General features: G+C 53.8%; 24 protein-coding genes and 1 pseudogene. 13 read left to right on the forward strand and 12 right to left on the reverse strand.

Features of this window, described 5'->3' with window-relative positions; translation table 11 throughout:
- Positions 1 to 115 precede the first annotated feature (115 nt).
- Positions 116 to 286 (reverse strand): annotated as a pseudogene (locus WB237_RS23030) (protein YdgV).
- A gap of 133 nt (positions 287 to 419) precedes the next feature.
- On the opposite strand from WB237_RS23030, the gene WB237_RS06555 reads away from it, so the two are divergent.
- Complete coding sequence (locus WB237_RS06555; protein ID WP_114977417.1) at positions 420 to 1,454, forward strand: AI-2E family transporter; 1,035 nt, start codon at positions 420 to 422, stop codon at positions 1,452 to 1,454.
- Positions 1,455 to 1,457: 3 nt separating this feature from the next.
- Here WB237_RS06555 and WB237_RS06560 read toward each other — a convergent pair whose 3' ends face one another.
- On the reverse strand, positions 1,458 to 2,405 hold the full coding sequence (locus WB237_RS06560; protein WP_336211685.1) for a zinc-dependent alcohol dehydrogenase family protein: 948 nt from the start codon (positions 2,403 to 2,405) through the stop codon (positions 1,458 to 1,460).
- A 28-nt stretch (positions 2,406 to 2,433) separates the two neighbouring features.
- Positions 2,434 to 3,459 carry an LLM class flavin-dependent oxidoreductase gene (locus WB237_RS06565; RefSeq protein ID WP_129995960.1) on the reverse strand — a complete coding sequence of 342 codons (1,026 nt, stop codon included), beginning with the start codon at positions 3,457 to 3,459 and terminating at the stop codon, positions 2,434 to 2,436.
- 178 nt (positions 3,460 to 3,637) lie between these two features.
- Here WB237_RS06565 and yajD point away from each other — a divergent pair, with 178 nt between their 5' ends.
- On the forward strand, positions 3,638 to 3,985 hold the full coding sequence (gene yajD / locus WB237_RS06570) for an HNH nuclease YajD (protein ID WP_006808895.1): 348 nt from the start codon (positions 3,638 to 3,640) through the stop codon (positions 3,983 to 3,985).
- Between the two features lie 70 nt (positions 3,986 to 4,055).
- Here yajD and WB237_RS06575 read toward each other — a convergent pair whose 3' ends face one another.
- Positions 4,056 to 4,823 carry an arylamine N-acetyltransferase family protein gene (locus WB237_RS06575; protein ID WP_336211689.1) on the reverse strand — a complete coding sequence of 256 codons (768 nt, stop codon included), beginning with the start codon at positions 4,821 to 4,823 and terminating at the stop codon, positions 4,056 to 4,058.
- Between the two features lie 36 nt (positions 4,824 to 4,859).
- Here WB237_RS06575 and WB237_RS06580 point away from each other — a divergent pair, with 36 nt between their 5' ends.
- On the forward strand, positions 4,860 to 6,374 hold the full coding sequence (locus WB237_RS06580) for an aminotransferase-like domain-containing protein (protein ID WP_336211691.1): 1,515 nt from the start codon (positions 4,860 to 4,862) through the stop codon (positions 6,372 to 6,374).
- Here WB237_RS06580 and WB237_RS06585 read toward each other — a convergent pair.
- Complete coding sequence (locus WB237_RS06585; protein WP_336211694.1) at positions 6,346 to 7,230, reverse strand: LysR family transcriptional regulator; 885 nt, start codon at positions 7,228 to 7,230, stop codon at positions 6,346 to 6,348. The two genes, WB237_RS06580 and WB237_RS06585, sit on opposite strands and share 29 nt — an antisense overlap.
- A 135-nt stretch (positions 7,231 to 7,365) precedes the next feature.
- Between WB237_RS06585 and WB237_RS06590 the strand changes: the two genes are divergently transcribed.
- Positions 7,366 to 8,346: an NAD(P)H-dependent flavin oxidoreductase gene (locus WB237_RS06590; RefSeq protein ID WP_336211697.1), complete on the forward strand. Its 981-nt coding sequence runs from the start codon at positions 7,366 to 7,368 to the stop codon at positions 8,344 to 8,346.
- Positions 8,347 to 8,386: 40 nt separating this feature from the next.
- Here the strand turns inward: WB237_RS06590 and WB237_RS06595 are convergent, their stop codons facing one another.
- Positions 8,387 to 9,442, reverse strand: a complete 1,056-nt coding sequence (locus WB237_RS06595; protein ID WP_336211699.1) for an SDR family oxidoreductase — start codon at positions 9,440 to 9,442, stop codon at positions 8,387 to 8,389.
- A 97-nt stretch (positions 9,443 to 9,539) separates the two neighbouring features.
- Here WB237_RS06595 and WB237_RS06600 point away from each other — a divergent pair, with 97 nt between their 5' ends.
- The gene (locus WB237_RS06600; protein ID WP_336211703.1) at positions 9,540 to 10,436 is read left to right on the forward strand and encodes a LysR family transcriptional regulator; all 897 of its coding nucleotides are present in this window, start codon (positions 9,540 to 9,542) and stop codon (positions 10,434 to 10,436) included.
- Positions 10,437 to 10,443: 7 nt separating this feature from the next.
- On the opposite strand, the gene umuC is transcribed toward WB237_RS06600, so the two are convergent.
- The 4 genes from umuC to WB237_RS06620 all read right to left on the reverse strand — a co-directional run bounded on the left by umuC (position 10,444) and on the right by WB237_RS06620 (position 14,788).
- Positions 10,444 to 11,706 (reverse strand): translesion error-prone DNA polymerase V subunit UmuC, encoded by a 1,263-nt coding sequence (gene umuC / locus WB237_RS06605; RefSeq protein WP_336211705.1) that lies wholly within the window; start codon positions 11,704 to 11,706, stop codon positions 10,444 to 10,446.
- Positions 11,690 to 12,124: a translesion error-prone DNA polymerase V autoproteolytic subunit gene (gene umuD / locus WB237_RS06610; RefSeq protein ID WP_049008114.1), complete on the reverse strand. Its 435-nt coding sequence runs from the start codon at positions 12,122 to 12,124 to the stop codon at positions 11,690 to 11,692. The genes umuC and umuD overlap by 17 nt, the downstream gene beginning before the upstream one ends.
- Positions 12,125 to 12,258: 134 nt before the next feature.
- A complete protein-coding gene (locus WB237_RS06615; protein WP_336211709.1) occupies positions 12,259 to 13,782 on the reverse strand; it encodes an EAL domain-containing protein in 1,524 nt (507 codons plus the stop codon).
- A gap of 139 nt (positions 13,783 to 13,921) precedes the next feature.
- Positions 13,922 to 14,788 carry an aldo/keto reductase family oxidoreductase gene (locus WB237_RS06620; RefSeq protein WP_336211713.1) on the reverse strand — a complete coding sequence of 289 codons (867 nt, stop codon included), beginning with the start codon at positions 14,786 to 14,788 and terminating at the stop codon, positions 13,922 to 13,924.
- Positions 14,789 to 14,932: 144 nt separating this feature from the next.
- Between WB237_RS06620 and tcp the strand changes: the two genes are divergently transcribed.
- On the forward strand, positions 14,933 to 16,594 hold the full coding sequence (gene tcp / locus WB237_RS06625; RefSeq protein WP_336211716.1) for a methyl-accepting chemotaxis citrate transducer: 1,662 nt from the start codon (positions 14,933 to 14,935) through the stop codon (positions 16,592 to 16,594).
- 27 nt (positions 16,595 to 16,621) lie between these two features.
- Here tcp and smrA read toward each other — a convergent pair whose 3' ends face one another.
- Both smrA and WB237_RS06635 read right to left on the reverse strand, forming a co-directional pair.
- A complete protein-coding gene (smrA, locus tag WB237_RS06630; protein WP_114977429.1) occupies positions 16,622 to 17,185 on the reverse strand; it encodes a DNA endonuclease SmrA in 564 nt (187 codons plus the stop codon).
- Positions 17,186 to 17,542: 357 nt separating this feature from the next.
- Positions 17,543 to 18,454, reverse strand: a complete 912-nt coding sequence (locus WB237_RS06635) for a LysR family transcriptional regulator (RefSeq protein WP_336211720.1) — start codon at positions 18,452 to 18,454, stop codon at positions 17,543 to 17,545.
- 175 nt (positions 18,455 to 18,629) lie between these two features.
- Here WB237_RS06635 and WB237_RS06640 point away from each other — a divergent pair, with 175 nt between their 5' ends.
- The 7 genes from WB237_RS06640 to uspE all read left to right on the forward strand — a co-directional run bounded on the left by WB237_RS06640 (position 18,630) and on the right by uspE (position 25,805).
- Positions 18,630 to 19,940, forward strand: a complete 1,311-nt coding sequence (locus WB237_RS06640; RefSeq protein WP_336211722.1) for a M20 family metallo-hydrolase — start codon at positions 18,630 to 18,632, stop codon at positions 19,938 to 19,940.
- Positions 19,940 to 21,385, forward strand: a complete 1,446-nt coding sequence (locus WB237_RS06645; RefSeq protein ID WP_336211727.1) for a M20 family metallopeptidase — start codon at positions 19,940 to 19,942, stop codon at positions 21,383 to 21,385. Before WB237_RS06640 ends, WB237_RS06645 begins: the two co-directional genes overlap by 1 nt.
- A 41-nt stretch (positions 21,386 to 21,426) precedes the next feature.
- Positions 21,427 to 22,953 (forward strand): p-aminobenzoyl-glutamate transporter, encoded by a 1,527-nt coding sequence (gene abgT, locus WB237_RS06650; protein ID WP_336211730.1) that lies wholly within the window; start codon positions 21,427 to 21,429, stop codon positions 22,951 to 22,953.
- A gap of 10 nt (positions 22,954 to 22,963) precedes the next feature.
- Positions 22,964 to 23,479: a methylated-DNA--[protein]-cysteine S-methyltransferase gene (ogt, locus tag WB237_RS06655; RefSeq protein ID WP_336211732.1), complete on the forward strand. Its 516-nt coding sequence runs from the start codon at positions 22,964 to 22,966 to the stop codon at positions 23,477 to 23,479.
- A 183-nt stretch (positions 23,480 to 23,662) separates the two neighbouring features.
- The gene (gene fnr / locus WB237_RS06660; RefSeq protein WP_006174991.1) at positions 23,663 to 24,415 is read left to right on the forward strand and encodes a fumarate/nitrate reduction transcriptional regulator Fnr; all 753 of its coding nucleotides are present in this window, start codon (positions 23,663 to 23,665) and stop codon (positions 24,413 to 24,415) included.
- Positions 24,416 to 24,550: 135 nt separating this feature from the next.
- The gene (locus tag WB237_RS06665) at positions 24,551 to 24,745 is read left to right on the forward strand and encodes a hypothetical protein (RefSeq protein ID WP_008500541.1); all 195 of its coding nucleotides are present in this window, start codon (positions 24,551 to 24,553) and stop codon (positions 24,743 to 24,745) included.
- Positions 24,746 to 24,854: 109 nt separating this feature from the next.
- Positions 24,855 to 25,805 carry a universal stress protein UspE gene (gene uspE, locus WB237_RS06670; RefSeq protein WP_336211743.1) on the forward strand — a complete coding sequence of 317 codons (951 nt, stop codon included), beginning with the start codon at positions 24,855 to 24,857 and terminating at the stop codon, positions 25,803 to 25,805.
- Positions 25,806 to 25,833: the final 28 nt, after the last annotated feature.

Consider the following 25,833-nt stretch of genomic DNA (forward strand, 5'->3'; position numbering starts at 1 on the left):
TTTTCTCCTGCTTGAGAATATAATCCATCGTGGTCCACCGCGAGCAGCAAACCAAAAAATATGAAATTAAATCAGATAGCTAAGCGCGTAGCGCCAGCTCAGGCAGAAGATGTGACTATAGTGCGGTGCGCCAGTGTTGCTCACCAGAAAGCAGGCAGAAGGAAGAGGAAAATACAACAGCATTGTTTGAAAAGTACGTCCTGAACAAATTGTCCATAAAATTACAATTATCCGCGGGGTTGCTTCTCGTCTTTGCGGATCAAAATTGTCCTCGGTAGTTAAACACGCCTGATTTGTATCATAAGCCAGGATTTTACTCAAAGTCTTTGCAATTCTTTACCCACCTCGTTTGATTTTGGTTAGTTTATTTCAACGGATTTCACATTTATTATAAATAAAAAGATTATTCCGGAGTCACCATGGCTAAACCCATCATTACCCTGAACGGGTTAAAAATTGTCATCATGCTGGGTATGCTGGTGATCATTCTGACAGGCGTTCGTTTTGCCGCCGACATCATTGTCCCCTTTATTCTGGCGCTGTTTATTGCGGTGATCCTTAACCCGCTGGTGCAGCGCATGACACGGTTACGCATCCCGCGCGTGCTGGCGATCACCCTGCTTATCAGCATCATTATTTTTGCGATGGTCCTGCTCGTCGCTTACCTGGGGACCTCGCTCAATGAACTGGCGCGAACATTGCCGAAATACCGTTCGTCACTGGCGATACCGCTCCTGCAGATTGAACCCTGGCTGCAGCGTGCAGGCATAGAAGTCTCGGTTGAGGAACTCCTGAAATATATCGACCCCAATGCGGCCATGACGCTTGTCACCAGCCTGCTGGCGCAACTCTCCAATGCCATGACTTCTATTTTCCTGCTGTTCTTAACGGTGGTGTTCATGTTACTTGAGGTGCCGCAGCTTCCCACAAAGCTGCAGCAGATCATGGTTCGTCCGGTTGAAGGCATGGGGGCGATTCAACGCGCACTGGACAGCGTTTCCCGCTATCTGGTGTTGAAAACGGCCATTAGCCTGGTCACAGGAGGGGTGGTCTGGGGAATGCTCATGGCGCTGGATGTCCGCTTTGCATTTGTCTGGGGACTGCTGGCTTTCGCGCTTAACTACATCCCTAACATCGGCTCCGTGCTGGCAGCGATCCCCCCTATTCTTCAGATGCTGGTTTTCAGCGGGTTCTATGACGCGTTGATCCTGCTGGCCGGCTACCTGGCGATTAATCTGGTGTTCGGCAACATTCTTGAGCCACGGATGATGGGGCGCGGACTGGGGTTGTCCACACTGGTGGTCTTTTTGTCCCTTATTTTCTGGGGCTGGCTGCTCGGTCCGGTTGGGATGCTGCTTTCCGTTCCGCTGACCATCATTGTGAAGATTGGCCTGGAACAGACGGCTGGTGGGCAAAGTATTGCCGTGCTGCTGAGCGATATGAGCCATCAATAGCGGTCACGCCATCATCGACAGGATAGGCTTGCCGGTTCTGCCACCTTCACGGTACGCACTTAGCGCCCTCTGCCATTCCGTCAGAGGGTACACCGTGGCATGGCTGTACTGGCTATCACGCAACTGAGGCCAGATGCGTTCGAATTCGGCATGCCACGCCTCCACACTGAGCGCATCGAGATAGTTACGAATATGAAACCATGCCACGCGCGGCATGGGGCGCTGCTGACGGAAGGTTTGCCCGGAGAGCAGTCCGTAGCAAACAAACATGCCCTGCTCGGGCATCACGTTGAGAATAGCTTCCGCAAGCGCTCCTCCGGTCGCATCGTAAACAACATCGGCACACGCAGCGATAGCGCCGATTCTCTTCGTATCCTGTTGCGCGACGGGAATGATCCCCATCGCATCCAGCCTTTCAGCATGTACAGGCGAACGGTGAATACCGTATACCGCTTGCGCTCCCCTCTGACGCGCCCACTGCCCGAGCAGAATGGCACAGTCAGAACCGGCAGCCGTGAGCAACACCCGCTTTCCCTGTGATGGATAGTGAGCGAGCATCATCTGCGCCGCCAGCGGATTGATATAGGCCCGTGCGGCCAGGTGTGAGTCGATATTGTCCGGAACCGGGATAACATACTCAGCCGGGCAATCAACATAGCGCTGCCAGGTTCCCTGCCCCCGTAATGGTAAGACGCGCTTGCCCACCAGCCCCGTGAAAGGGGCTGGCGCCTGAGTCACAATCCCGACGCCTTCATACCCCGCCACCGCCGGTAGCGGCGTCCGGTGTCGATAGGCCCCGGTAATGGGGATAAGATCGGACGCGTTCACCGGGGAAAACAGCATTTGCACACGAAGATGACCCGGTGCAAGCTCGCCCAATGGCGCTGTTTCCGGCTGCAGAACAGAATCTGGCTCGCCAAAACGTCGATACCAGAGGGCCAGGTTTTCCATTACGATCTCACGGCTGATTACAGAATGGCTACTCGCGCCAGCCCATTGCCGGTGCGACATGTTTGAGAATGGACTCAATCACATGCGCATTGTAATCCACACCAAGTTGATTCGGCACGGTCAATAATAACGTATCGGCTTCGGCAATCGCCTCGTCCTTTTTCAACTGTTCAATCAGCTTGTCAGGCTCTGCGGCATAGCTGCGTCCGAAGATCGCACGCGTTTTCTCATCAAGATAACCGACGCTATCGCTGTCGCTCCGGCTGGAGCCGAAGTACATCCGATCGCGATCGTCCATCAGCGCAAAAATACTGCGGCTCACCGAGACTCGTGGCTGACGCGTATGCCCCGCTTCCGCCCACGCCTGACGGTAAGCGCGGATCTGTTTTGCCTGCTGAATATGGAACGGCTCACCGGTTTCATCGTCTTTTAAGGTAGAACTTTGCAGGTTCATTCCCAGTTTTGCCGCCCACACTGCCGTCGCATTCGAACCTGCGCCCCACCAGATACGCTCGCGCAAACCGGCGGAATAAGGTTCAAGGCGCAGCAACCCCGGCGGGTTCGGGAACATAGGTTGTGGATTCGGTTTTGCAAAACCTTCTCCACGCAATACCTCGAGCAGTACCTCGGTATGGCGGCGTGCCATATCAGATTCGTTTTCCCCTTCCTGCGGGACATAGCCAAAATGACGCCAGCCATCAATAACCTGCTCCGGGGAACCCCGGCTGATACCCAGCTGCAAACGCCCCCCTGAGATCAGATCCGCGGCTCCGGCATCCTCTGCCATGTACATCGGGTTTTCATAGCGCATATCAATAACGCCAGTACCGATTTCAATGGTTTTCGTTTTGGCACCTATTGCGGCCAGCAGGGGGAACGGGGAGCTCAGCTGCCGGGCAAAGTGGTGCACACGGAAATACGCGCCGTCTGCACCCAGCTCTTCGGCCGCCACGGCCAAATCAATGGACTGAAGCAATGTATCCGCTGCTGAACGCGTGCCGGACTGCGGTGAAGGTGTCCAGTGACCAAACGACAGAAACCCGATCTTTTTCATAACGATTTATCCTGATGGGACTTTGCATCTCACCTACTTTACGCATTACCCGGTGAGAATAAATGCCGTTTATTTAACGGAATGATTCAAATAAATTGACTGAATTGAGGGGTTCGTCATTACGCTCCATAATGGGATATAATATCCCCCACTCTTTTCATGGCAGGTAAAACCGGCAATGGCTTTGATCCCTAAAAACTACGCGCGGCTGGAAAGCGGCTATCGCGAAAAAGCATTAAAAATCTATCCATGGGTGTGTGGACGCTGCTCGCGAGAGTTTGTTTATTCCAATCTGCGTGAACTCACGGTTCACCATATCGATCACGATCATACCAACAACCCGGAAGATGGCAGCAACTGGGAACTGTTGTGCCTGTTTTGCCATGACCATGAACACTCGAAATACACCGAAGCGGATCAGTACGGTACCACCGTGGTGGCAGGGGAAGACGCGCAAAAAGACGTGGGCGTCGCCACGTTTAACCCGTTTGCCGATTTAAAAGCGATGATGAATAAGAAGAAATAAGCTCGCACCGCCCATACCAACTGTATGGGCGATTCACGGGGCAGAGTGACAGCAGTCCGCCCCTTCTGTTTTACGCCGTTGTCAACGCAAAACGGTCTTTCAGCATACGGGAGATTTCTCCCTCCGCCAGTTGCTGTATTTCAACCCCATCCGTAGTGATCGTCTTCAGCACATCACCCAGTAAAATCTCACGTCCTTCCGGGCGATGCTGTACCACCACCAGCTTCTGAACAAAGATGGCATCCGGATGCGTGGAGTTAAGGTAGTTGGCCGGAACGAAATCAATCCATTCCTGAGGCGTGAGATCAAAGCCGTATTGACGGGCCCATTCCCCCTCCACTTTTGCCTGAAGCAGATATTCGCCCTCTGCACTGCGGCTAAGCCGAAACGTGTCGAAATCCTGGGTGATATCGACATCAAGCGTGTCCAGCGCCATCGGTGCACGGATGCCGTAGCTGCCGAACCCGAGATCGCAAAGCCACTGTCGACTATCTACCTCAGCGATGAGCGCCATGTGGGTTTTCGGTCGTCGCGCAGGGTAGAACATCGGGCGTGCCGCCACGAAACGGTAAGGAATACCTACCGCCTCCAGCGCCATGGCAAAAAGCCCGTTCACCTCATAGCAGTAACCGCCGCGCCCCTGCGTTAACACCTTATCGGCAATATCGTCTGGTGCCAGCGAGACAATTTTGCCCGCCTGCACGTCCAGATTTTCAAAGGGAACTGAAAAGAGCTGATGACGCATAAGCGCATGTAACGTGGCCGTATCGGCAGCCACCGGTCCGGTGTAGTTTATGCGTTTGAAATAAGTAGAGATGTTGAAATTATTGCTCTGCATAATGCCTCCTTGTCCTGAACATGTCGGACACTATAGATGGCGCGCATCATTGGCTGTATAGTCAGTTTTATCGAAAATCAGCCTGAACAGATGCCCATGTCTGCCCCATCTCCGTCGTCCCCACATTACCGCCGAATAGCTGAGATGCTCCGTCTAACACTGACTTCAGGTGCGTTGCGTGTAGGCGACCGGATGATCTCCGCGCGTAAACTGGCCGAACGCGAACACGTTAGCCTTCCGACGGCGCTGGAAGCCCTTCGTTGCCTTGAAGCTGAGGGGCTGATTGTGGCGCGTCCGCGTTCGGGCTACTTCATCTGCCAGACCAGCATCACTCCGCGTGCGGAACCTTCGCACTCCGTACCAGGCCCGGTCCCTGTGACAATGTCCGCCGTGGCCCGCTCGCTGTTCAGCAGTGCAGAAGCCCGTCTGATACCGTTGGGCGCAGCCCTGCCTGACCCCGCATGGCTACCCGGCGATATGCTGCAACGGGCGTTGCACTCTGCCGTCCGCCGTCTGGACGCACACGGACAAAGCTATAGCCTGCCTCCGGGAAGGCGTGATTTACGAAGTAAGATTGCCGCGCGTTCTGCGCAATGGGGGGCTCGTTTCGGTGCGGATGATCTCATCATCACCGCGGGTGCAACGCAGGCGCTGCGCCTTGCCCTTCAGGCAGTGTGCCAGCCAGGTGATGTCGTAGCGATTGAGCAGCCTGCCTACTTTGGTACACTCCTGCTGCTGGAAGATTTAGGCCTGAAAGCCTTAGCGATCCCCACCGATCCCGTTGAAGGCCTGTTACTGGAACCGCTGGCTGACGCCATTCGCTGCCACCGCCCCGCTGCCGTTTTGGCCTCACCCACCGTGCAAAACCCTTTGGGTGCCAGTATGCCCGTTGCACGCAAGCAAGAGCTTGTTGCTCTGCTTGAGCAGGCAGAGATCCCTTTAATTGAGGACGATGTCTATGGTGACCTCGTTGGTGAAGGGCAACGCCCTCCGGCCTGCAAAGCCTTCGACCAGAGCGGAAACGTGATTTACTGCAGTTCACTGTCTAAAACGCTTGCGCCAGGCTGGCGAATCGGCTGGATTGCCGCCGGGCGCTACCACGCGCAGGTATTGCAGACGCGTATGGCCGGAGAGTGGGCAGGTGCGCCAATGCTGGAGGCCGCAACGAGCGAGATCCTCGCAAGTGGCGACTACGATCGTCATCTGCGGCGGTTAAAGCGCCGGATCGCAGAGGGAATAGACGCCGTCGTTGCGCGGGTCGAGACGAGTTTCCCACCGGGTACACGTGTTAACGTGCCCACTGCCGGTTTCCTGTTGTGGGTAGAGCTCCCTCAGCAGATCAACGCGCTGGAGGTGCATCGACGTGCGCTGGCGCTGGGCATAGGCGTCAGCCCTGGCCCGCTGTTTTCCCCTGGCGCAGAATTAACGCACTTTCTGCGGCTAAACTGCGCAAACGAACCAACGCCCCGCCTGCTGAATGCCGTGGAACAGATTGGCGCCTTGTGTCACGAACTGGCTGTTTTCACACCAGACTCTCCAGCCACTCGGTAAATACCCGCACTTTTCGGGAGAGGTGACGGTGTGGATAGAGAAGTGACAATTTTCGGTCCGGAGATCGGTAGTCTGGCAAGACTTCGACCAGAAGACCGCGGTCAATGTAAGGCTGCAGAAAGAGATTCATCCCCTGCATTAATCCCAGTCCGGCCAGACCTGCCGCAATGTAGGCTTCGGAGTTATCCACCACAAGTTTTCCGGGAAGTTTAATCTCAGCAGTCCCTTCTGGCGTTGTAAAAGTCCACGGATAAATTTGTCTGTTGTTGTTGTTAACCCAGTTGATCGCCTGATGTTCGCGTAAATCATCCAGCGTTGCAGGCGTGCCGTTTTTCGCAAGCCAGGCCGGGCTGGCGCAAGTCGTAATCTTAATATTCCCGATTTTACGCGCGATATAGTCACCATCGTCGAGTTCTCCCACCCGTAGCACACAGTCCAGGCCCTCTCGTAGCATATCCCGACGACGGTCAGAACTGCTCAGGATAATATCGATTTCAGGATGCTGGCGATAAAAATCAGGCAGATTAGGTATCACCCGCAACGCCGCAAAAGAGATGGGCATATCCACACGTAACTGACCGTGTATTGCCCGGCCACTGCCAAACGACTCCAGTAATTCATCCGCCTGCACCAGCAGAGGTTTACTCTGACGGTAAAACGCTTCCCCATCAGGTGTCAGACTGATACGACGCGTTGTTCGTTGCAGTAAACGTGTGCCGCTGTGTTGCTCCAGAAGCTGTAATGCTTTGGTGACTGCCGGACGATGGATTTGCAGATTCTCCGCCGCCTGGGTAAGACTCCCTGACTCGATAATTTCAATAAAAATCCTAATAGATTCAAAGAGGTTTATTTGCATAAAGGATGTTTTTGCCGCAAGCAGGATAAAGTTATTGTTATGAATTTTATAACAGTGATGAATCTTTTTGGCTATTTTTCCTAACAATATTGAGCCCTACACTCTCCCCCATTCAAACGTGAGGGAGAGTCTGCTATGAAAAATAACCGTATCTGTCAGATCCTGGGTATCGAAAAACCTGTTATTCAGGGGCCTTTATCCTGGCTCACTGATGCACGATTAGTCGCCGCAGTCAGCAATGCCGGAGGGCTCGGTGTGCTGGGACCAAATGCAGGTTTAACCGCCGATACCGCGGTCTCTACGCCGAAAGAGACCGCTGAAAAAATGCGTGAGGAAATTCGAAAAACCAAACGGCTGACCGAAAAACCCTTTGGCGTGAACCTGATCCCCACAGCCGTTAATGACATCTGGACCGGGCCTATCCTTCAGGTGGTGAAAGAAGAAGGTATCAGGGCCGTGGTGTATACGGGTTATGGGGAAGGCAGCATTATTCCAGCGCTTTTTAACGAGTTAAAAGAGGCAGGTATCACCATTATCTACCGCGACATCAACCCAACACCTGAAAACACTCGTCTCGCAGAAGACCTGGGAGCAGACATTATCGTCGCCACCGGTTTTGACGAAGGGGGCACATTGCCCGCAACGGTGCTTGGCACTTTTTCCATCGTGCCGCTGATTGCCGATGCCGTGAAGCACATTCCAGTGATGGCTGCGGGGGGTATTACCGATAACCGCACCGCCAGAGCGGCTCATGCATTAGGCGCTGAAGGCGTGTTTGCCGGTTCTGTCTTTATCAGCACGGAAGAAAGCCGCGTGCCGCAGGGGGTCAAAGATAAAATTATTGCCGCCAACGGTCTCGATTTGCTGCTTTTCCGCACCGTGCCCCATTACTACCGTTCTCTTCCTGGCAAGCTGGCGGAAAAACTGGCGTTGATGGATAAAACAGGTGCAAGCAACGAAGAGTTGGGCAAGGTGATGGGAGGATTACGGGGTTTACGCCTGGGTATGCTGGAAGACAACACCGATGAAGGTTATATAGCGCTTGGCACAGGCATCGGAAATATCCGTAGTGTTAAAAGCGTCGCCGACGTCGTCAATGCGTTAACAGTTGAGTAAGTGTCCCCGCGTCCTGGCTTGCACCAGGACGCCCTTACAGTCAGGGAATAATACGTGCCGCTCTCAGCTGCGCGAACAGGTTGAAAAACATCTCATCAGTTGCCTGCATTCGCGTGAAGCCAGACCGCCGAAGCTTGCTGCCATCACCGAACATGTCGTAATTCCAGCTAAAGACGAAATCGGCAAAATGTCCGTCATTCAGCTGCAAAATATCCGTTTCTACCAGCCGATCTCTGGCAAGCTCGCGCCATACCTCACGATAATCCTTAAACAGCTGATGAAATGACAACCTCACGGGCGGAGCAGATTCCAGTTCAAACCAGCGTGCGATGCGCGGCCATAGCTCACTCCAGCGCCAGATATCGCCGTTATTCACGTTGAAAGCCTGATTCTGCGCCGCAGATGTCGTGGCAGCCCACAGCGTTGCCTCGGCCAGCAACCCGGCGTCGGTATGATCAACGATACTGTGCCAGGTCTGCTCGGTACCTGGAAAGCGCAAAGGTAGCCCCTGAGCCTTACACAAAGACGCATACAGAGCGATGCTCAGCGCCAGATTCATCGTGTTGCCGGGCACGGTACTTCCCACCACGCCCGGTCTGATGGCATTCCAGTGCCAGCTTTTCCCACGCTGAAAATCGCTGAGCCACGTGAGCTGAGCGGCGTTAAATTCTGCACCCGGTACGCCAGGATCGCTTTCACGTGCCGGGGTTTTGAACGGTCCCAGATGTGCACCATAGACTTTGTATCCCTGCATCAGGCTGACCGTCTGCAGAGGTGCTGTTTTCTCGATATGACTGACCAGATGACGCAGCATCGTAACGTTCGGCTCGACCATGTCAGTCCAGTTAGCTGCGTTCGCCCAGGCGCTGTAAAAAATATGGGTGATACCACTCAGGGGTTGCAGCCCCTCTGCGCTGTTCTGCGCATCCAGTAAATCGACGTTCACCATCGGAATAGCATCCGGATGGTTCACTGCATGGCGACTGAGACCGATCACCTGCCATTTATTGTGCAGGAGCGTTTTGACGAGCTGTCTGCCCACAATTCCGCTGGCACCAGCGACCAGCGCGACGTTTTGTTGCGGCATATTATTCATGAGGTTTCTCCAGAAAGGGTGACAGGCGCAGTGTCATATATTATTTTTTTATTGGATATCCCCTTAAACCGATGGCACTTATCAGAAAAATCATTAAATGAATAATAAACTCAACGCCATTTCCACCTTTCTCAGCGTTGCAAAAGCAGGTTCCTTTTCTGCCGCCGCCCGCCAGAGCGGGATGAAGCAATCTGCGGTCAGCCAGCAGATTGCCGCCCTTGAACAAGAGCTTGGTGTCGTATTGCTGCATCGTACAACGCGAACAATGAAGTTGACTGAACAGGGAGAGCGTTACAGCCGCGATATGCAACTTGTGCTGGATGCCATGCGGGAAGCTGAGATGCGGCTGGATCCTGTCGATCAGCAATTTCAGGGAAGAGTACACGTCCAGTTGCCGAGCGGGCTGGGTCAAATCTTTTTGCCACATTTGCTTTCGCTGCAACGCCTGCATCCAGAATTGCACCTGATGCTTTCCCTCGATGACCGCATTGCCGACCTGGTGGCAGAAGGGGTGGATGTCGCAATACGACTAAGCAGTGAGCCTCCTCTGGCGCATGCGGCTCGCGTGCTGGCGCGTATTGAAACTGCGCTGTTTGCCGCCCCCAAATTTCAGGCGGTGCACAGCGTCAGCGAGCTGGCGACGCTGCCACATGTACGATTTAGTGGTATCCCGCTGGATGCCCCATTGCGGCTACTTTCTCAGGAAGAAACCCTCGACGTGAAGGTGAATACCGTTTTCCGCGCCAATACCAGCGACGCGCTATTACAGGCGCTGGAGTCAGGCATCGGAATCGGAGGCATGCAGCTACCGCTTGCGGCCAGCGCATTGAAAAATGGCACACTGGTGCCGATCTTACCCGCCTGGCGGTTACCCGACCGATTCCTCTATGCCGTTTTCCCTGATGCCCGCTTTATTCCACAGCGCGTCCGACGTGTCGTCAGCGTGATTGAGCAATTACTGCCTGAGATTGCGACGCATGAGACCTCAAAATAGCCGCCTTCTACCTCGCCACCGGCAAATCCGCGTATCGCGTGGTATATGCCGGAGACAGCATCTCGCGTTTCATCGCCCAGGATTTCTCAATCCCCTGTCCGGCAAACCATATCTTCCCTTTGCCGGAGTGGTTGACGCTGTCGATCATCTCCATCAGTGCCGCACTGTTGGCGCGCAGACGGTTATCATCAAACAAATTAAGCTGGGCAACCCCCGTACTGAAAAAGTCCGCCAGCATGACCCCCGCTTTCATGTAGCGATACCCATCAAGCCATATACGCCCCAGCGCCTCCGTGGCAGCACGGATGATATCGCGTGAGTCATTGGTCGGCGTCATCAGGATGGTTGAAGCCTGATTGCCGTAAAAAATTTCGTTGTCGGCATGAGGGCTGGTGCGCACAAACACGCTGATAAAGCGGCAGTATTGATGCTCGCCGCGTAGTTTTTCTGCGGCACGTTCCGCGTAGGCACAAATGGCCTGATGCATCTCTTCGTATTGCGTAATCCGGTGTCCAAACGAACGGCTACAGATAATTTGCTGCTTTGTAGGAGTAAACTCTTCCAGATCAAGGCAGGGTTCGCCGCGAAGCTCTCGCACCGTGCGCTCCAGTACCACGTTAAAATGTTTACGAATGACCCAGGGTGAGGCATCCGCCAGCGCCAGTGCCGTGGAGATCCCCATCGCATTGAGTTTTTTCGTGATGCGCCGTCCAACGCCCCACACCTCGTCTACCGGTACATTCGCCAGCAGTTTGCGCTGCCGCTCGCGATCCGATAAATCCACCACGCCACCGGTACTCGACCACCGCTTGGCCGCATAGTTGGCCAGCTTCGCCAGCGTTTTTGTCGGGGCAATACCGACGCCAACCGTTAAGCCCGTATTTTTAAGTATCTGCGCGCGCATCTGACGACCAAACGCTTCCAGCGACATGCAGTGGCTGACACCTGACACATTCACGAACGCTTCATCAATGGAATAGATCTCTATTGCCGGGACAAGATCGGTCAGGGTTTGCATCACCCGGCTGCTGAGGTCGGCATAGAGTGCATAATTCGAACTAAAGACGTACACCCGGGAGGGGTAGCTCTTCTCTTTGAATTTGAAATACGGCTCACCCATTTTTATACCGAGCTGCTTTGCCTCCCGCGACAGTGAAATAATGCAGCCGTCATTATTCGAAACCACCACGATGGGCTTCCCCTCCAGATCGGGACGGAACACCTTCTCGCAGGAGGCATAGAAACTATTCACATCAACCAGCGCGAACATGTTTATGCGTTTTGAGTGTGTGGGTAACAACCCCGAAGATTTGCAGCTCCTCTTCGGACTGAAAGGTGATCGGCTGATAGCGGACATTATGCGGCAGGAGTCTCAGGACCGGACGGGTCTGCAGCTCTTTTACGGTAAATTCACCGGCGACCGACGCCACCACGATATCGCCATGTTCAGCATTTAACGAGCGGTCAACCACCAGCAGATCGCCGTCGCCGATCCCGGCGCCAGTCATCGAGTCTCCGCTCACCTTGACGAAATAGGTTGCACTCGGGTGTCTGACCGCCAGCCTGTTGAGATCGAGACGATCCTCCACATAATCCTGCGCAGGGCTTGGGAAACCACAGGCAACACGCTCCAAAAATAGGGGTAATTCAATGTATTGCTTTGGATGATAAGAAAAGAGAGTGTTCATAAATGCCTTTCTCGCCACATACTGTATATAAATACAGTATTACGGATAATGCCCCAGGATCAAGGTCATTTCCGCAGACGATCCCAAACGCATTGAAGTTTGAGAGGATTTAATTCAGCTGCAGCTTCTGCAGGTTACTCCACCACCACTTTCACCTTCGGCTTCGACAACAAAATATGAATAAGCTCGGTAAAAGGAACCGGTTTAAAAAAGTAGTACCCCTGCTGAAAGACGATGTTATTGCGATTGAGGTAGTCTAGCTGCGCCTTCGTCTCTACGCCTTCCGCTACAATGCTGATGGAGAGTTTACGCGCCAGATCCAGCACACAGTCGAGGATGCGGGTAGAGTCCGCATGCTCGTTCACCCGGCTGACGAAGCTATGGTCAATTTTGATATAATCAATATGCAGATCATGCAGATAAGAGAGTCCAGAATAGCCGGTACCAAAATCATCCAGTGCAATAGCGAACCCTTTGTCATGGAGCACATTCAGGGTCTGGACAAGGTTTTCATCAATATCCAGCGGTTCCCGCTCTGTCACTTCGATCACCAGATTCAGATCTTTTCTGACGAAACTATCCTTGTACTTCAGGCACTCATCCAGGAAGGTCGGCATCGCAATGTGGGGGGCACTGAAATTCAACCCGACGTGAAACCCTTCCGGTAATTTCGTGGAAATCGCGTTCATCTGTGTCGTCACCTGCGCCATCAGGCTTTGCGTCAGAGGAACAATCAGCCCCGATTTTTCAGCAATGGGAATGAATGTGGCCGGAGAAATATAGCCCGCCTGCGGATGCTTCCATCTTGCCAGCACCTCCACGCCCCGCAACGTGCCTTCTCTGCCATTCACCACAGGCTGGTAAAACGGAACGATTTCCCCCCGGGCAATTGCGGTACGAAGTGACTCTTCAGGCAGGGTGTTTTTGTTCAGATACTTATGCAAAACGTAAGCGGCAGTACCGGAGATCAGCAGTAAAAACAGCATGATGCCTGCCCCGTGTTCGATCAGCCTTTGTACGCTAAACAGAGGAGGAAGATTATATCTGACGCTATAGGGGTAATTTCCCGACCGGGCCTGCCCGGCCTGCGTTTCCTGGCGATGAGTGATGGTGAAATTGCCGGAAGCATCAAGAGCGTAACCGCCCACCACCAGTGCGTAATTAACATGCTCCAGAGGCGTACTCAGAGCGTCACGGATATGGCTATCGCTCACGCTGACCATAATACGATTGGTGGCAAAGTGGGTCTGAAATAACAGAACAGGTCGTCCATTTACCGTATCGCTCGCCGGCGTGAGCAGTAATTCTGAAAAAGGTATATCATTAATATTTAATAATAAAATACGATTCCCCGGCAGAGATGAACACCAGGGTTGCCCCTTTTTGAGAATAACGATGGTTCTGAGATGGGGTTGCAGAGCGGCCTCCGTACCAAGCTGATACTGCCCATCTGCATCACATCCCTTCGCAATAATTTCCGTCGCGGTTCTGGCTGCAACCCGTGCTTCATCAAGAATGGAATTGATATTGTTAACGGCGTATCTGGCTCCCGACGAGCTATCAACCCGAGCTGAATACCAGAGCTGTATATTGAGGATAAAAACGCCAGCAATAAAAATAGCCACTGCTGTTATGACAGGAATAAAGACATTGCGCATTGCCGTCTCAACTGTACTTAGCATTATCAGTACAAAGAGCATGGTCGACAACATTAAAAATAACCACTGAAAAAAGAGACAAATCTCAGGGTGTTGCAAACAAAACCCGGAAATTTTCCGGGCTTTGCTTATATCAGGTTTAGTCCACCAGCGAATTTAGCGTTTTAACGGCTTCAGGCGGTAGGTGCAGTGCCCCCGCCGCAAGGTTTTGCCGCAAATGCGCCACGGAAGAGGTTCCGGGGATCAGCAAGATGTTCGGGGAACGTTGCAACAGCCACGCCAGCGCCACCTGCATTGCCGTTGCGCCCAGTGAATCAGCAACGGCCTGCAGCCCGGAAGATTGCAGTGGCGTAAAACCTCCGAGTGGGAAGAACGGTACATACGCAATGCCCTGCTGTGCCAGCCCATCCACCAGCGCATCGTCCCCCCGGTTTACAATGTTGTACATGTTCTGCACGCACACCACCGGCACCATCTTCTGCGCTTCCGCAACCTGAGTGGCCGTCACATTGCTCAGACCAATATGACGCACCAGCCCTTGCTGTTGTAACTCTGCCAGGGTGGAAAGCGGTTCCGCAATCGACCCTTCCGCAGGCCCGTGTGTGCTGAACATAATTCGCAAATTCACCACGTCCAGCACGTCAAGCTGCAGATTACGCAGGTTGTCATGCACCGCCTGAGTCAGTTCCTGCGCGGAAAAGGCCGGCAGCCAGGCACCTTTACTGTCGCGACGGGCACCGATTTTGGTCACGATAGTCAGATCGTCCCGGTAAGGATGAAGTGCTTCGCGGATCAGTTGATTGGTAATATGCGGACCATAAAAATCACTGGTATCAATGTGGTTCACCCCCGCCGCGACGGCTTCACGCAGCACGTCCAGCGCGGCCAGCTTATCCTTCGGTGGGCCAAACACGCCCGGCCCGGCAAGCTGCATCGCACCGTAGCCCAGTCGTTTAACCGTCCGCGTCCCGAGCGCGTACGCCCCGCTTTTATCAATGTTGCTCATATTTAACTGCCTCAGAAAAATGATCCGGATTTACAACAGGTTCCCTGAGAGAACCCTTGGTTAAGCGCGAGTTAAATTAAAGTTTAAATTCTCTACGACGATAGTATTGGAGTACCCCTGCATCTTCTCTAACGGACGACCGCTATGCTGAAAAATCTGCACGTGATTACCGGTATTATCTTTGCCCTCACCATATTCTGTCTGTTGCAAGTTGTCACGGGAGGGTTGTTCTACTCTGCTGTCAGCAACGATCGCCATAACTTCCAGAACTCCGGGGTGCTCAATGCCCAACAGGAAAGTCTGAGCGACAGCGTGAACACGCTGGTGAAAACCCGCGTCACCGTCACCCGCGTGGCGATCCGCTACCTGAAAAACCAGCGTGACCCGGCTTCCCTTGCGGCGATAAACAAACTGCTTGGCACCGCAGGCGACTCGCTGGCAAAAGCCGAGGCCTACAACAAAGAGTGGCAGAAACTGCCGCAGGTTAACGGTCAGGATGCGGCATTAACCGACGAAATGCAGAAGTCCTGGAACCAGATGCACGAAGTGATGCGTTTGTCTATTGAGTACCTGCGTGCCGATAACTACCAGGCCTATGGCGATCTGGACGCTCAACAGGCTCAGGACGATATGGAAGCGGTCTATAACCGCTGGCGTGCCGAAAACAACACCCTGCTGAAGGCCGCAACGGAAGAGAACCAGAGCAGCTTTACCCAGATGCAATGGACGCTGGCGGCTATTTTGCTGGCCGTTATCGCGGTACTGGTGGTGATCTGGCAAGGTTTACAACATCTGCTGTTAAAACCCCTCAACAACATTATGAACCATATTCGCGCCATTGCAGGGGGCGATCTGACGCAGGATATCGTCATCACGGGTCGCAATGAGATGGGTCAACTGGCCGCAGGGCTGCAGGAGATGCAGCAGTCGCTGGTGACCACCGTCAGCGCCGTACGTGGGAGCACTGATTCCATCTACACCGGCGCAGGTGAAATTGCCGCAGGAAGCAACGATCTCTCTGCCCGCACCGAGCAGCAGGCCGCCTCGCTCGAAGAGACCGCCGCCAGCATGGAAGAGCTGACCGCAACGGTTAAACAGAACTCCGATAACGCTCGTCAAGCTACGCTACTGGCGAAAAACGCCTCTGAAACCGCAGCCCGTGGCGGTCACGTGGTGGATAACGTGGTTCGCACCATGACCGAAATTGCCGACAGTTCGCAGCAAATTGCGCATATTACCGGCGTGATTGACAGCATCGCTTTCCAGACGAACATTCTGGCGCTAAACGCCGCGGTGGAAGCCGCACGCGCCGGGGAGCAGGGTCGTGGTTTTGCGGTGGTCGCAGGCGAAGTCCGTACGCTGGCGAGCCGCAGTGCGCAGGCGGCGAAAGAGATCAAAGGGCTTATCGAAAACTCCGTCAGCCGGGTGAATACCGGTTCTGAGCAGGTTAGCGAAGCAGGCACCACCATGAAAGAGATTGTCGCTGCCGTTACCCGCGTGACCGATATTATGGGCGAGATTTCATCGGCATCCGATGAACAGAGCCGTGGTATCGAACAGGTGAGCCTGGCCGTTTCGCAGATGGACAGCGTGACACAGCAAAACGCAGCGCTGGTACAGGAGTCCGCCACGGCGGCCGCAGCACTGGAAGATCAGTCTGAACAGCTACGCCAGGCCGTGGCGGCGTTTCGCCTGAACGGCAAAGAAACAGTCGCAGCCCCGCGCCCGGCCAATGTGAAGACACCGCAGTTGCTGCGTCCGGCAACGACAACCGCCTCTACCGACAGCAACTGGGAAACGTTCTAAGTCTATGGCGGGCGAGGCTATCGCCCGCTAGCGGCTGCGCTTGGCGTGCCGCTCCCAGTTTTCCTGTTTCGCTTCATCGGATTTTCGCAGTGATACATAACATGCCCCGCTGCCGCCGTGATGCGGCAGCGCCACGCAGAAAGCCTGCACTTCCTCAAACTCGGTTAACCAGCGCGCCAGATAGCTGCGCACCACATTAGGATGGGAGTTCTGCTCACGTCCTTTCCCGTGAATGATAATCAGGTTACGTAACCCGTCACGTCCGGCCTGGCGAATAAAAGAATACAGCATCTGGCGGCAGCGTTCGGCGGGCTGACGCAAGAGATTTAAGCTGGCCTGACGGGCATATTTACCCGAGCGCAGCTTATCAATAACGCCCTGCTGTACCCCTTCGCGCTGGAACGCCAGCGCTTCTTCAAGGGGCAGAAGCTCCAGAAAGCCCAGGGTCAGGAAGTTATCCAGCTGTTCGGTATCCATCTCCTGGCGTGACCGCGTATTGCGGCTTGGCTGCCAGTGAATATCCGGGCTGCGCTTCAGGGGCTGGACATCCTCCATGGCGTCAAGAAAAAAGGATTTGTCGTCAGGGTTCATGGATATCCTCCGGCTACATCTGAGGACTGTACTATACCTGTGCCAGACAGGGGCCTCAATAACCGTTATACCGCGATGTTCGGTATAAATATTAACCTGATGAATAGAGATAATAATAACCACACAAACTTAAATCATACTTAACTAAAATTTTAGCAAAGATAAAATAAATGATTTGTGTTAAAAATTCGTGAAATCAATCACTCACCCAGCTTTCAATTTTCAGGAAAGGTGTTATAACTAAATAAACCTGCCCCATGGATATAACACTCAGGATCTGCGAAAGGACGCACTGCTGTGTGTACTGTAGGGGCTGCCTGATGTCGGGCAGACCCTGTTTTTTTTATTATATAAAGTTCACTCTACGACTATTTTTCTCGCTTCTCTTCTGAATTGCGTTATTAACGATTCGGTAAGAGGAGTCTGGCGTGAATCACGGCGCTGAATTAAATAATATGCCGCTTTTGGTAGCGACTCGACAACCGGGATCATGACCAGACGGTGCGCCAGCAGCGGGTCACAGCCCAGTTCCTGTGGTAATATACTTAAAAAATCACTTTGCGCGACAAGGCTAATACAGGAAGTAAACGTTTCACAGACAACACCAATCCGCGGTATTTGCGAGCGATGGTTAAACACATCCTCTAATTGCTTATAATAACTTCCTCGTGGCGTCGGCATCGTCCAGTTATAATGCAGAAGTTCATTGATAGAGGTTGCGCCTGTCGCCGGATGCCCTTTCCGGCAGAATACGGCAAACGATTTTTCGAACAGCTTTTCAAATGTAAATTCATGATCGTAAGGTCCCTGATAATAGGTGTTGATGGTAAAGTCCAGCTCCCCCTGGCGTAATTCATTGATCATCGACACCAGTTGCCCTTCCATAATCCTTACTTTGACCTGCGGATGCTGCGCATGAAAACGGGTGATCACGGCAGGCATGAGGCTACGTGAAACACTGGCCCCCATCCCGATGTTGATCTGCCCGGCCAGTTCCCCCTGCCGCTGGCGAATATCATCCTGCGCCGCACGTAACTCCTCCAGAATCAGCCTGGCGCGCTGGTAAAAACCTTCACCACATTCGGTCAACGCCACGCCCTTACTCCTGCGCACAAAAAGCTGCGCCGCCATGCCCTCTTCCAGCTCTTTGATGGATTTGGTCAGCGCCGGTTGTGACAGATTGAGCGCCCTGCTGGCACCACGAATACTGCCCTGGCGCGCGACTTCAACAAACGCCCGGATTTGATGAAATTTAATCTGAAATGACATAGCCCAACCGATAACCGTTGTTTATCAGAGTAAAGAAACTGTCATCTACTTTAATAGAAAGGGATGTGCGAGGGTAATTCCTGAACGGTTAAAACTGTGAAAAATCGGTTAGTGATAAGTAAAAACTATCACAGCGTGAAGCAGTTCACAAATTTTAATGATGACAGGAACAGATATGGACACACTGGCGCAGTACATCCAGACATTAACGCCGCAGTTGAGAGCATGGCGTCGCGATTTTCACCATTTTGCGGAATCCGGCTGGGTGGAGTTTCGTACCGCCGCGAAGGTCGCGGAAATCCTGGATTCGCTGGGTTACGAACTGGCGATGGGCCGCGATGTGGTGGATGCCGAAAGCCGTATGGGACTACCTGATGACACCACCCTTACGCGGGAGTTTGACCGCGCCCGCGCACAAGGCGCGCCTGAGAAATGGCTCGCGCCGTTTGAAGGCGGATTTACCGGGATTGTGGCAACCCTGAATACCGGCCGCCCAGGACCGACTCTGGCGTTTCGCGTGGACATGGATGCGCTTGATTTAAGCGAAGCGCTCGACGAAAGCCACCGCCCGTACCGCGACGGATTTGCCTCCTGCAATCCAGGGATGATGCACGCCTGTGCGCACGACGGCCATACCACCATTGGTCTGGGGCTGGCGCAAGTACTTAAGCAGAATGCATCGCAACTCAATGGTACCCTCAAACTGATCTTCCAGCCTGCCGAAGAAGGGACGCGCGGCGCACGCGCCATGGTCGCAGCCGGAGCGCTGGACGACGTGGACTATTTCACGGCCATCCATATTGGTACCGGCGTGCCTGCCGGTACGGTTGTCTGCGGCAGCGATAACTTTATGGCGACAACCAAGTTCGACGTGAACTTTACCGGCGTTGCCGCACACGCAGGCGGTAAACCGGAGGACGGGCGTAACGCTCTGCTCGCTGCGGCGCAAGCCGCCATCGCCTTGCACAGTATTGCACCGCACAGCGAAGGCGCATCCCGGGTGAACGTCGGGGTGATGCAGGCGGGCAGCGGACGCAACGTGGTGCCCGCCAATGCGCTGATCAAGGTTGAAACACGCGGTGAAAGCGAAACCATTAATCAGTATGTCTTTGAACGTGCTCAGTCTGTTATTACCGGCGCGGCGGCACTCTATGGCGTGACGGCGGAGATACGCCTGATGGGAGCCGCCACCTCCAGCGCCCCCACCCCCGCCTGGGTTGATTACCTGCGTGAGCAGGCTGGCAAAGTGTCCGGCGTAGTGCACGCCATTGATAACGTTAAAGCCCCGGCAGGTTCCGAAGACGCCACGCTGATGATGGCCCGCGTGCAGCAGAACGGGGGTATGGCGTCGTATATGGTGTTTGGCACGGATTTGAGCGCCGGACATCACAACGAAAAATTCGACTTTGATGAGCAGATAATGGCTGTTGCCATCGAAACGCTGGCGCGGGCTGCGCTTAATTTCCCGTGGACACGAGGTGTGTGATGCAGGAGAACTACGCTTTTATTGCCGATGTGATCGACACGCAGTGTCAGATGTTCACCGATATTGCCGACGAGATTTGGGATCATCCCGAAACGCGTTTTGAAGAGTTTTGGTCAGCCGAACGGCTCGCCAGTGCGCTGGAGACCGAAGGCTTCACGCTAACCCGTGAAGCGGGTGGCATTCCGAATGCCTTTATCGCCAGCTTCGGCAGCGGGAAACCGGTTATCGCTCTGCTGGGCGAATACGACGCGCTGGCCGGGCTGAGCCAGCAGGCGTACTGCGCAACGGCGCAATCCGCCACGCCGGGCGCTAACGGCCACGGCTGCGGGCATAATCTCTTAGGTACTGCAGCATTTGCGGGAGCAATGGCGGTAAAAAGCTGGCTGGAACAACACGGTGGTAGTGGGACAGTGCGTTTTTACGGCTGCCCCGGTGAGGAAGGCGGTTCCGGAAAAACCTTTATGGTGCGTGAAGGTCTGTTTGATGACGTCGATGCCGCCGTCACCTGGCACCCGGAAGCGTTTTCTGGCATGTTTAACGTCAGTACGCTGGCCAACATTCAGGCCGCCTGGCGTTTTCACGGCGTGGCGGCGCATGCAGCCAACTCTCCCCATCTTGGACGCAGCGCGCTGGATGCCGTGACGTTAATGACCACCGGCACCAACTTCCTTAACGAACACATCATCGAGAAAGCGCGCGTCCATTACGCCATTACTGACACCGGGGGCATTTCACCTAACGTGGTGCAGGCGCAAGCCGAAGTGTTGTACCTGATCCGCGCTCCGGAGATGGCCGATGCACAACAAATCTATGAACGCATCGGGAAAATCGCCCAGGGCGCAGCGCTGATGACCGAAACCACCGTCGAGTGTCGCTTTGATAAAGCCTGCTCCAGCTACCTGCCAAACCGCACACTCGAGGCGGCAATGTATCGCGCGATGCAGCACTACGGCACGCCCGAATGGACCACCGAAGAGCGCGATTTTGCCCACGAGATCCGCGCCACGCTGACGCCAAACGATCTGCAAAACAGCCTAAAAAATATTGCTGCAACAGGCGGGGACGCCGGTAAAGCCTTTGCTCGCCGCCACCAGGAGACGTTGCTGGTGGACGACGTCGCACCGTATGCCATTACTGACAACGTGCTGGCGGGTTCGACTGATGTGGGGGATGTCAGCTGGAAAATGCCCGTTGCACAGTGTTTCAGCCCCTGTTTTACCGTCGGTACGCCGCTGCATACCTGGCAACTGGTCGCTCAGGGTCGCACCTCCATTGCCCATAAAGGCATGCTGCTGGCCGGAAAAGTGATGGGAGCTACCGCGCTCAATCTGCTGCAGGATACAGAACTGCTGCAAAAATGCCGGGAAGAGTTTGAACAGCAGATAGCAGAAAGACCGTACGTGTGTCCGATCCCACAAGGCGTGACACCGTCACCTTTAAAATAAAAAAACACAACACAACAACACAACAGTCCCGAGGAACGCCCATGAGTATGTCATCCATACCTTCGCATTCCCCATCCGGTAAGCTCTATGGCTGGGTTGAAAGGATTGGCAATAAAGTGCCACACCCTTTCCTGCTTTTTATCTGGTTGATCGTGGTTTTGATGGTCGCCACTGCTGTGCTCTCCGCCTTCGACGTCAGCGTACGAAGTCCGGCTGATGGCAGCCTGGTGGCGGTGAAAAACCTGCTCAGCGTGGAAGGATTACACTGGTTTTTACCCAATGTGATTAAAAACTTCAGCGGTTTCGCCCCGCTGGGTGCCATTCTGGCGCTGGTTTTGGGTGCAGGGCTCGCGGAACGCGTAGGACTGTTACCGGCCCTGATGGTGAAAATGGCCTCTCACGTCAGCGCACGTTACGCCAGCTATATGGTGCTGTTTATCGCCTTCTTCAGCCATATCTCTTCCGATGCTGCACTGGTCATTATGCCACCCATGGGCGCACTGATTTTCCTCGCGGTCGGACGTCACCCTGTAGCGGGTCTGCTGTCGGCGATTGCGGGTGTCGGGTGCGGTTTTACCGCCAATCTGCTGATTGTCACCACCGACGTCCTGCTCTCGGGCATTAGTACCGAGGCGGCGAAAACTATCGACACCGCGATGCACGTCAGCGTCATCGACAACTGGTACTTTATGGCCAGCTCCGTGGTGGTCCTGACTATCGTCGGCGGGCTGATAACCGATAAGATCATCGAACCGCGTCTGGGAAAATGGGAAGGTCGCAGCGATGAAAAGCTGGAGACACTAAGCAAAGAGCAGCGCTTTGGCCTGCGCGTGGCCGGTATTGTGTCACTGGTCTTTCTCGCCCTGGTGGCACTGATGGTGGTACCGGAAAACGGTATTCTGCGCGATCCGGTTAAACATACCGTCCTTCCCTCACCGTTTATTCAGGGCATTGTGCCGCTGATTATTCTGTTTTTCTTTGTCGTGTCGCTCGCGTATGGCATCGCTACCGGTAAAATTCGCCGCCAGGCCGATCTGCCGCAGTTGATGATCGAGCCGATGAAAGAGATGGCGGGCTTTATCGTGATGGTCTTCCCGCTGGCTCAGTTCGTCGCCATGTTTAACTGGAGCAACATGGGCAAATTTATGGCCGTCGGCCTGACCGACGCGCTGGAAGCCGCCGGGTTAAGCGGCGTCCCGGCGTTTGTCGGTCTGGCGCTGCTGTCATCCCTGCTCTGCATGTTCATCGCCAGCGGATCGGCCATCTGGTCAATTCTGGCGCCGATCTTCGTGCCGATGTTTATGATGCTGGGATTCCACCCGGCATTTGCCCAGATCCTGTTCCGTATCGCTGACTCCTCCGTCATCCCGCTGGCACCGGTTTCGCCGTTTGTTCCGCTGTTTTTAGGCTTCCTGCAGCGCTATAAACCGGAAGCCAAACTGGGTACCTACTATTCGCTGGTTTTGCCCTACCCACTTATCTTTTTAGGAGTATGGCTGGTCATGCTGGTGGCGTGGTATCTTGTCGGCCTGCCAATTGGACCGGGGATCTACCCGAGGCTGAACTAAAGGAACGAGGATGCTGAGATTACTCGAAGATAAGATTGCGACGCCACTTGGTCCGCTGTGGGTGATCGCGGACGAGCAGTTTTGTCTGCGTGCCGTTGAATGGGAAGAGCACAGCGATCGCATGGAAGCGCTGCTCGATATTCATTACCGCTCACAGGGGTATGAACGTATCAGTGCTACCAATCCTGGTGGACTGAGCGACAAGCTTGCGGCGTACTTTGAGGGCGATCTCAGCATCATCGACACCCTACCCACCACCACGGCCGGAACACCTTTCCAGCGCGAAGTGTGGCAAGCGCTGCGGACTATCCCGTGCGGTCAGGTGATGCATTACGGCCAGCTCGCGGAGCAGTTAGGCCGTGCCGGAGCGGCACGGGCAGTGGGTGCCGCGAATGGCTCCAACCCGGTCAGCATCGTGGTGCCCTGCCATCGGGTGATTGGCCGCAACGGCACCATGACGGGCTATGCCGGAGGCGTACAGCGCAAGGAGTGGTTACTGCGTCACGAAGGGTATCTTCTGCTGTAGATCCCAGGCTTTTTGTGCTTAATTTTCTACCGGTTAGGCTAAAAATCCATAATCAAGCTGTGGAATTTCAAGAAGATGGCAACACGTTGCCGTCACTTGTCCTTATTGATGGTTTGTCAGGCTTACGTACTTACCAAAAAGATGTTAAAATTGACCAATATCAATTAAGGCTTGAGCAAACCTATGATCCCGGAAAAGCGAATTATACGACGCATTCAGTCTGGCGGTTGTGCTATCCATTGCCAGGATTGCAGCATCAGCCAGCTCTGTATCCCGTTTACCCTGAATGAGCATGAACTTGATCAGCTTGATAATATCATCGAGCGCAAAAAGCCTATTCAGAAAGGGCAGACGCTGTTTAAAGCGGGAGACGAACTGAAATCGCTCTATGCTATCCGTTCTGGCACCATCAAGAGCTACACCATTACCGAACAGGGTGATGAGCAGATCACCGGCTTCCATCTGGCGGGTGACCTGGTTGGCTTTGATGCCATCGGCACTGGCCACCACCCGAGCTTTGCTCAGGCACTCGAAACCTCTATGGTTTGCGAAATCCCGTTTGAAACTCTGGATGACCTGTCCGGAAAAATGCCTAATTTGCGTCAGCAGATGATGCGCCTGATGAGCGGTGAGATCAAAGGCGATCAGGATATGATCCTGCTGCTTTCCAAAAAGAATGCAGAAGAACGCCTGGCTGCGTTTATCTACAACCTCTCCCGTCGCTTCGCTGAACGTGGTTTCTCTCCGCGTGAATTCCGTCTGACCATGACGCGTGGTGATATCGGCAACTACCTGGGTCTGACCGTGGAAACCATCAGCCGTCTGCTGGGCCGTTTCCAGAAAAGCGGTATGCTGGCCGTTAAAGGTAAATACATCACAATCGAAAACGGTGAAGCACTGGCCGTTCTTGCCGGGCACGCCCGCAACGTGGCATAAAGCCCATATGTATATTGCCAGGCCGATAAATTTTCTTGATTTATTGGTCTGGCATATTAACACTTCCGTTATCTGACATTTTCACCGTAGCACGTCCCCACACAGCGCCCGAAAGGTTCTCGTTGAGGTTATGAATTGAGAGAAAGTTTATTTTTCGTTTCAGTCGTGATTGCCTCAGTGACCTTTATCTTCATCTGGATCATGCTTGTCGGCCCGATGAAGGGGGAGGAAAAAACCTACGTTCAGGATTCCACGACCTTTGCGATAGCAGTGATGGTGCTGCTGTTTATTGCATTTATTGCGGTGACAACGACCGTTCTTTTCCTCTGATAAATTTTCATGAAATATTGATCTGGCAAAACCTCCCCCCTGTTTCATTCAGGATATATAGGTTACTCTTTTAATTACAGACTGTGGTGACAGTAGTAAGGAGACCTGTATGGCAAAGTATCAAAACATGCTGGTAGCTATCGATCCGAATCAGGACGATCAGCCGGCATTACGGCGTGCTGTGTATTTACATCAACGGATTGGTGGCAAAATCAAAGCGTTTTTGCCGATCTATGACTTCTCGTATGAGATGACCACCCTTCTGTCGCCTGACGAGCGCACCGCTATGCGTCAGGGAGTGATCAGCCAGCGTACCGCGTGGATCCGCGAACAGGCGAAGTATTACCTGGAAGCGGGTGTTCCTATTGATATTAAAGTGGTCTGGCATAACCGACCTTTCGAAGCCATTATCCAGGAAGTCGTTGCCGGTGAGCATGACTTGCTGCTGAAGATGGCGCACCAGCACGACAAGCTGGAATCCGTGATCTTCACCCCTACCGACTGGCATCTGCTGCGTAAATGCCCTTGCCCGGTCTGGATGGTGAAAGACCAGCCGTGGCCTGAAGGTGGTAAGGCCGTCGTTGCAGTCAATCTCGCCAGCGAAGAGGATTACCACAATGCGCTGAACGAGAAGCTGGTTAAGGAGACCATCCAGCTTGCCGATCAGGTGAATCATACCGAAGTACATCTGGTTGGCGCATATCCGGTGACGCCGATCAATATCGCCATTGAACTGCCTGAATTTGACCCGAGCGTGTATAACGACGCCATCCGTGGTCAGCACCTGTTGGCCATGAAAGCGCTGCGCCAGAAATTCAGCATTGATGAGAAAATGACCCATGTGGAAAAAGGGTTGCCTGAAGAGGTTATCCCGGATTTAGCCGAACATTTGCAGGCCGGGATTGTCGTGCTGGGCACCATTGGTCGAACCGGTATTTCCGCCGCATTCCTCGGCAATACCGCCGAGCAGGTGATTGACCATCTGCGCTGTGACCTGCTGGTCATTAAACCGGATGAGTATCAGACGCCGGTTGAGATGGACGACCCGGAAGACGATTAAACAGCGTTGGGGATAAAAAAAGCCGCCA

This window comes from Enterobacter sp. P82, from assembly GCF_037053385.1.
Lineage (GTDB): Bacteria > Pseudomonadota > Gammaproteobacteria > Enterobacterales > Enterobacteriaceae > Enterobacter.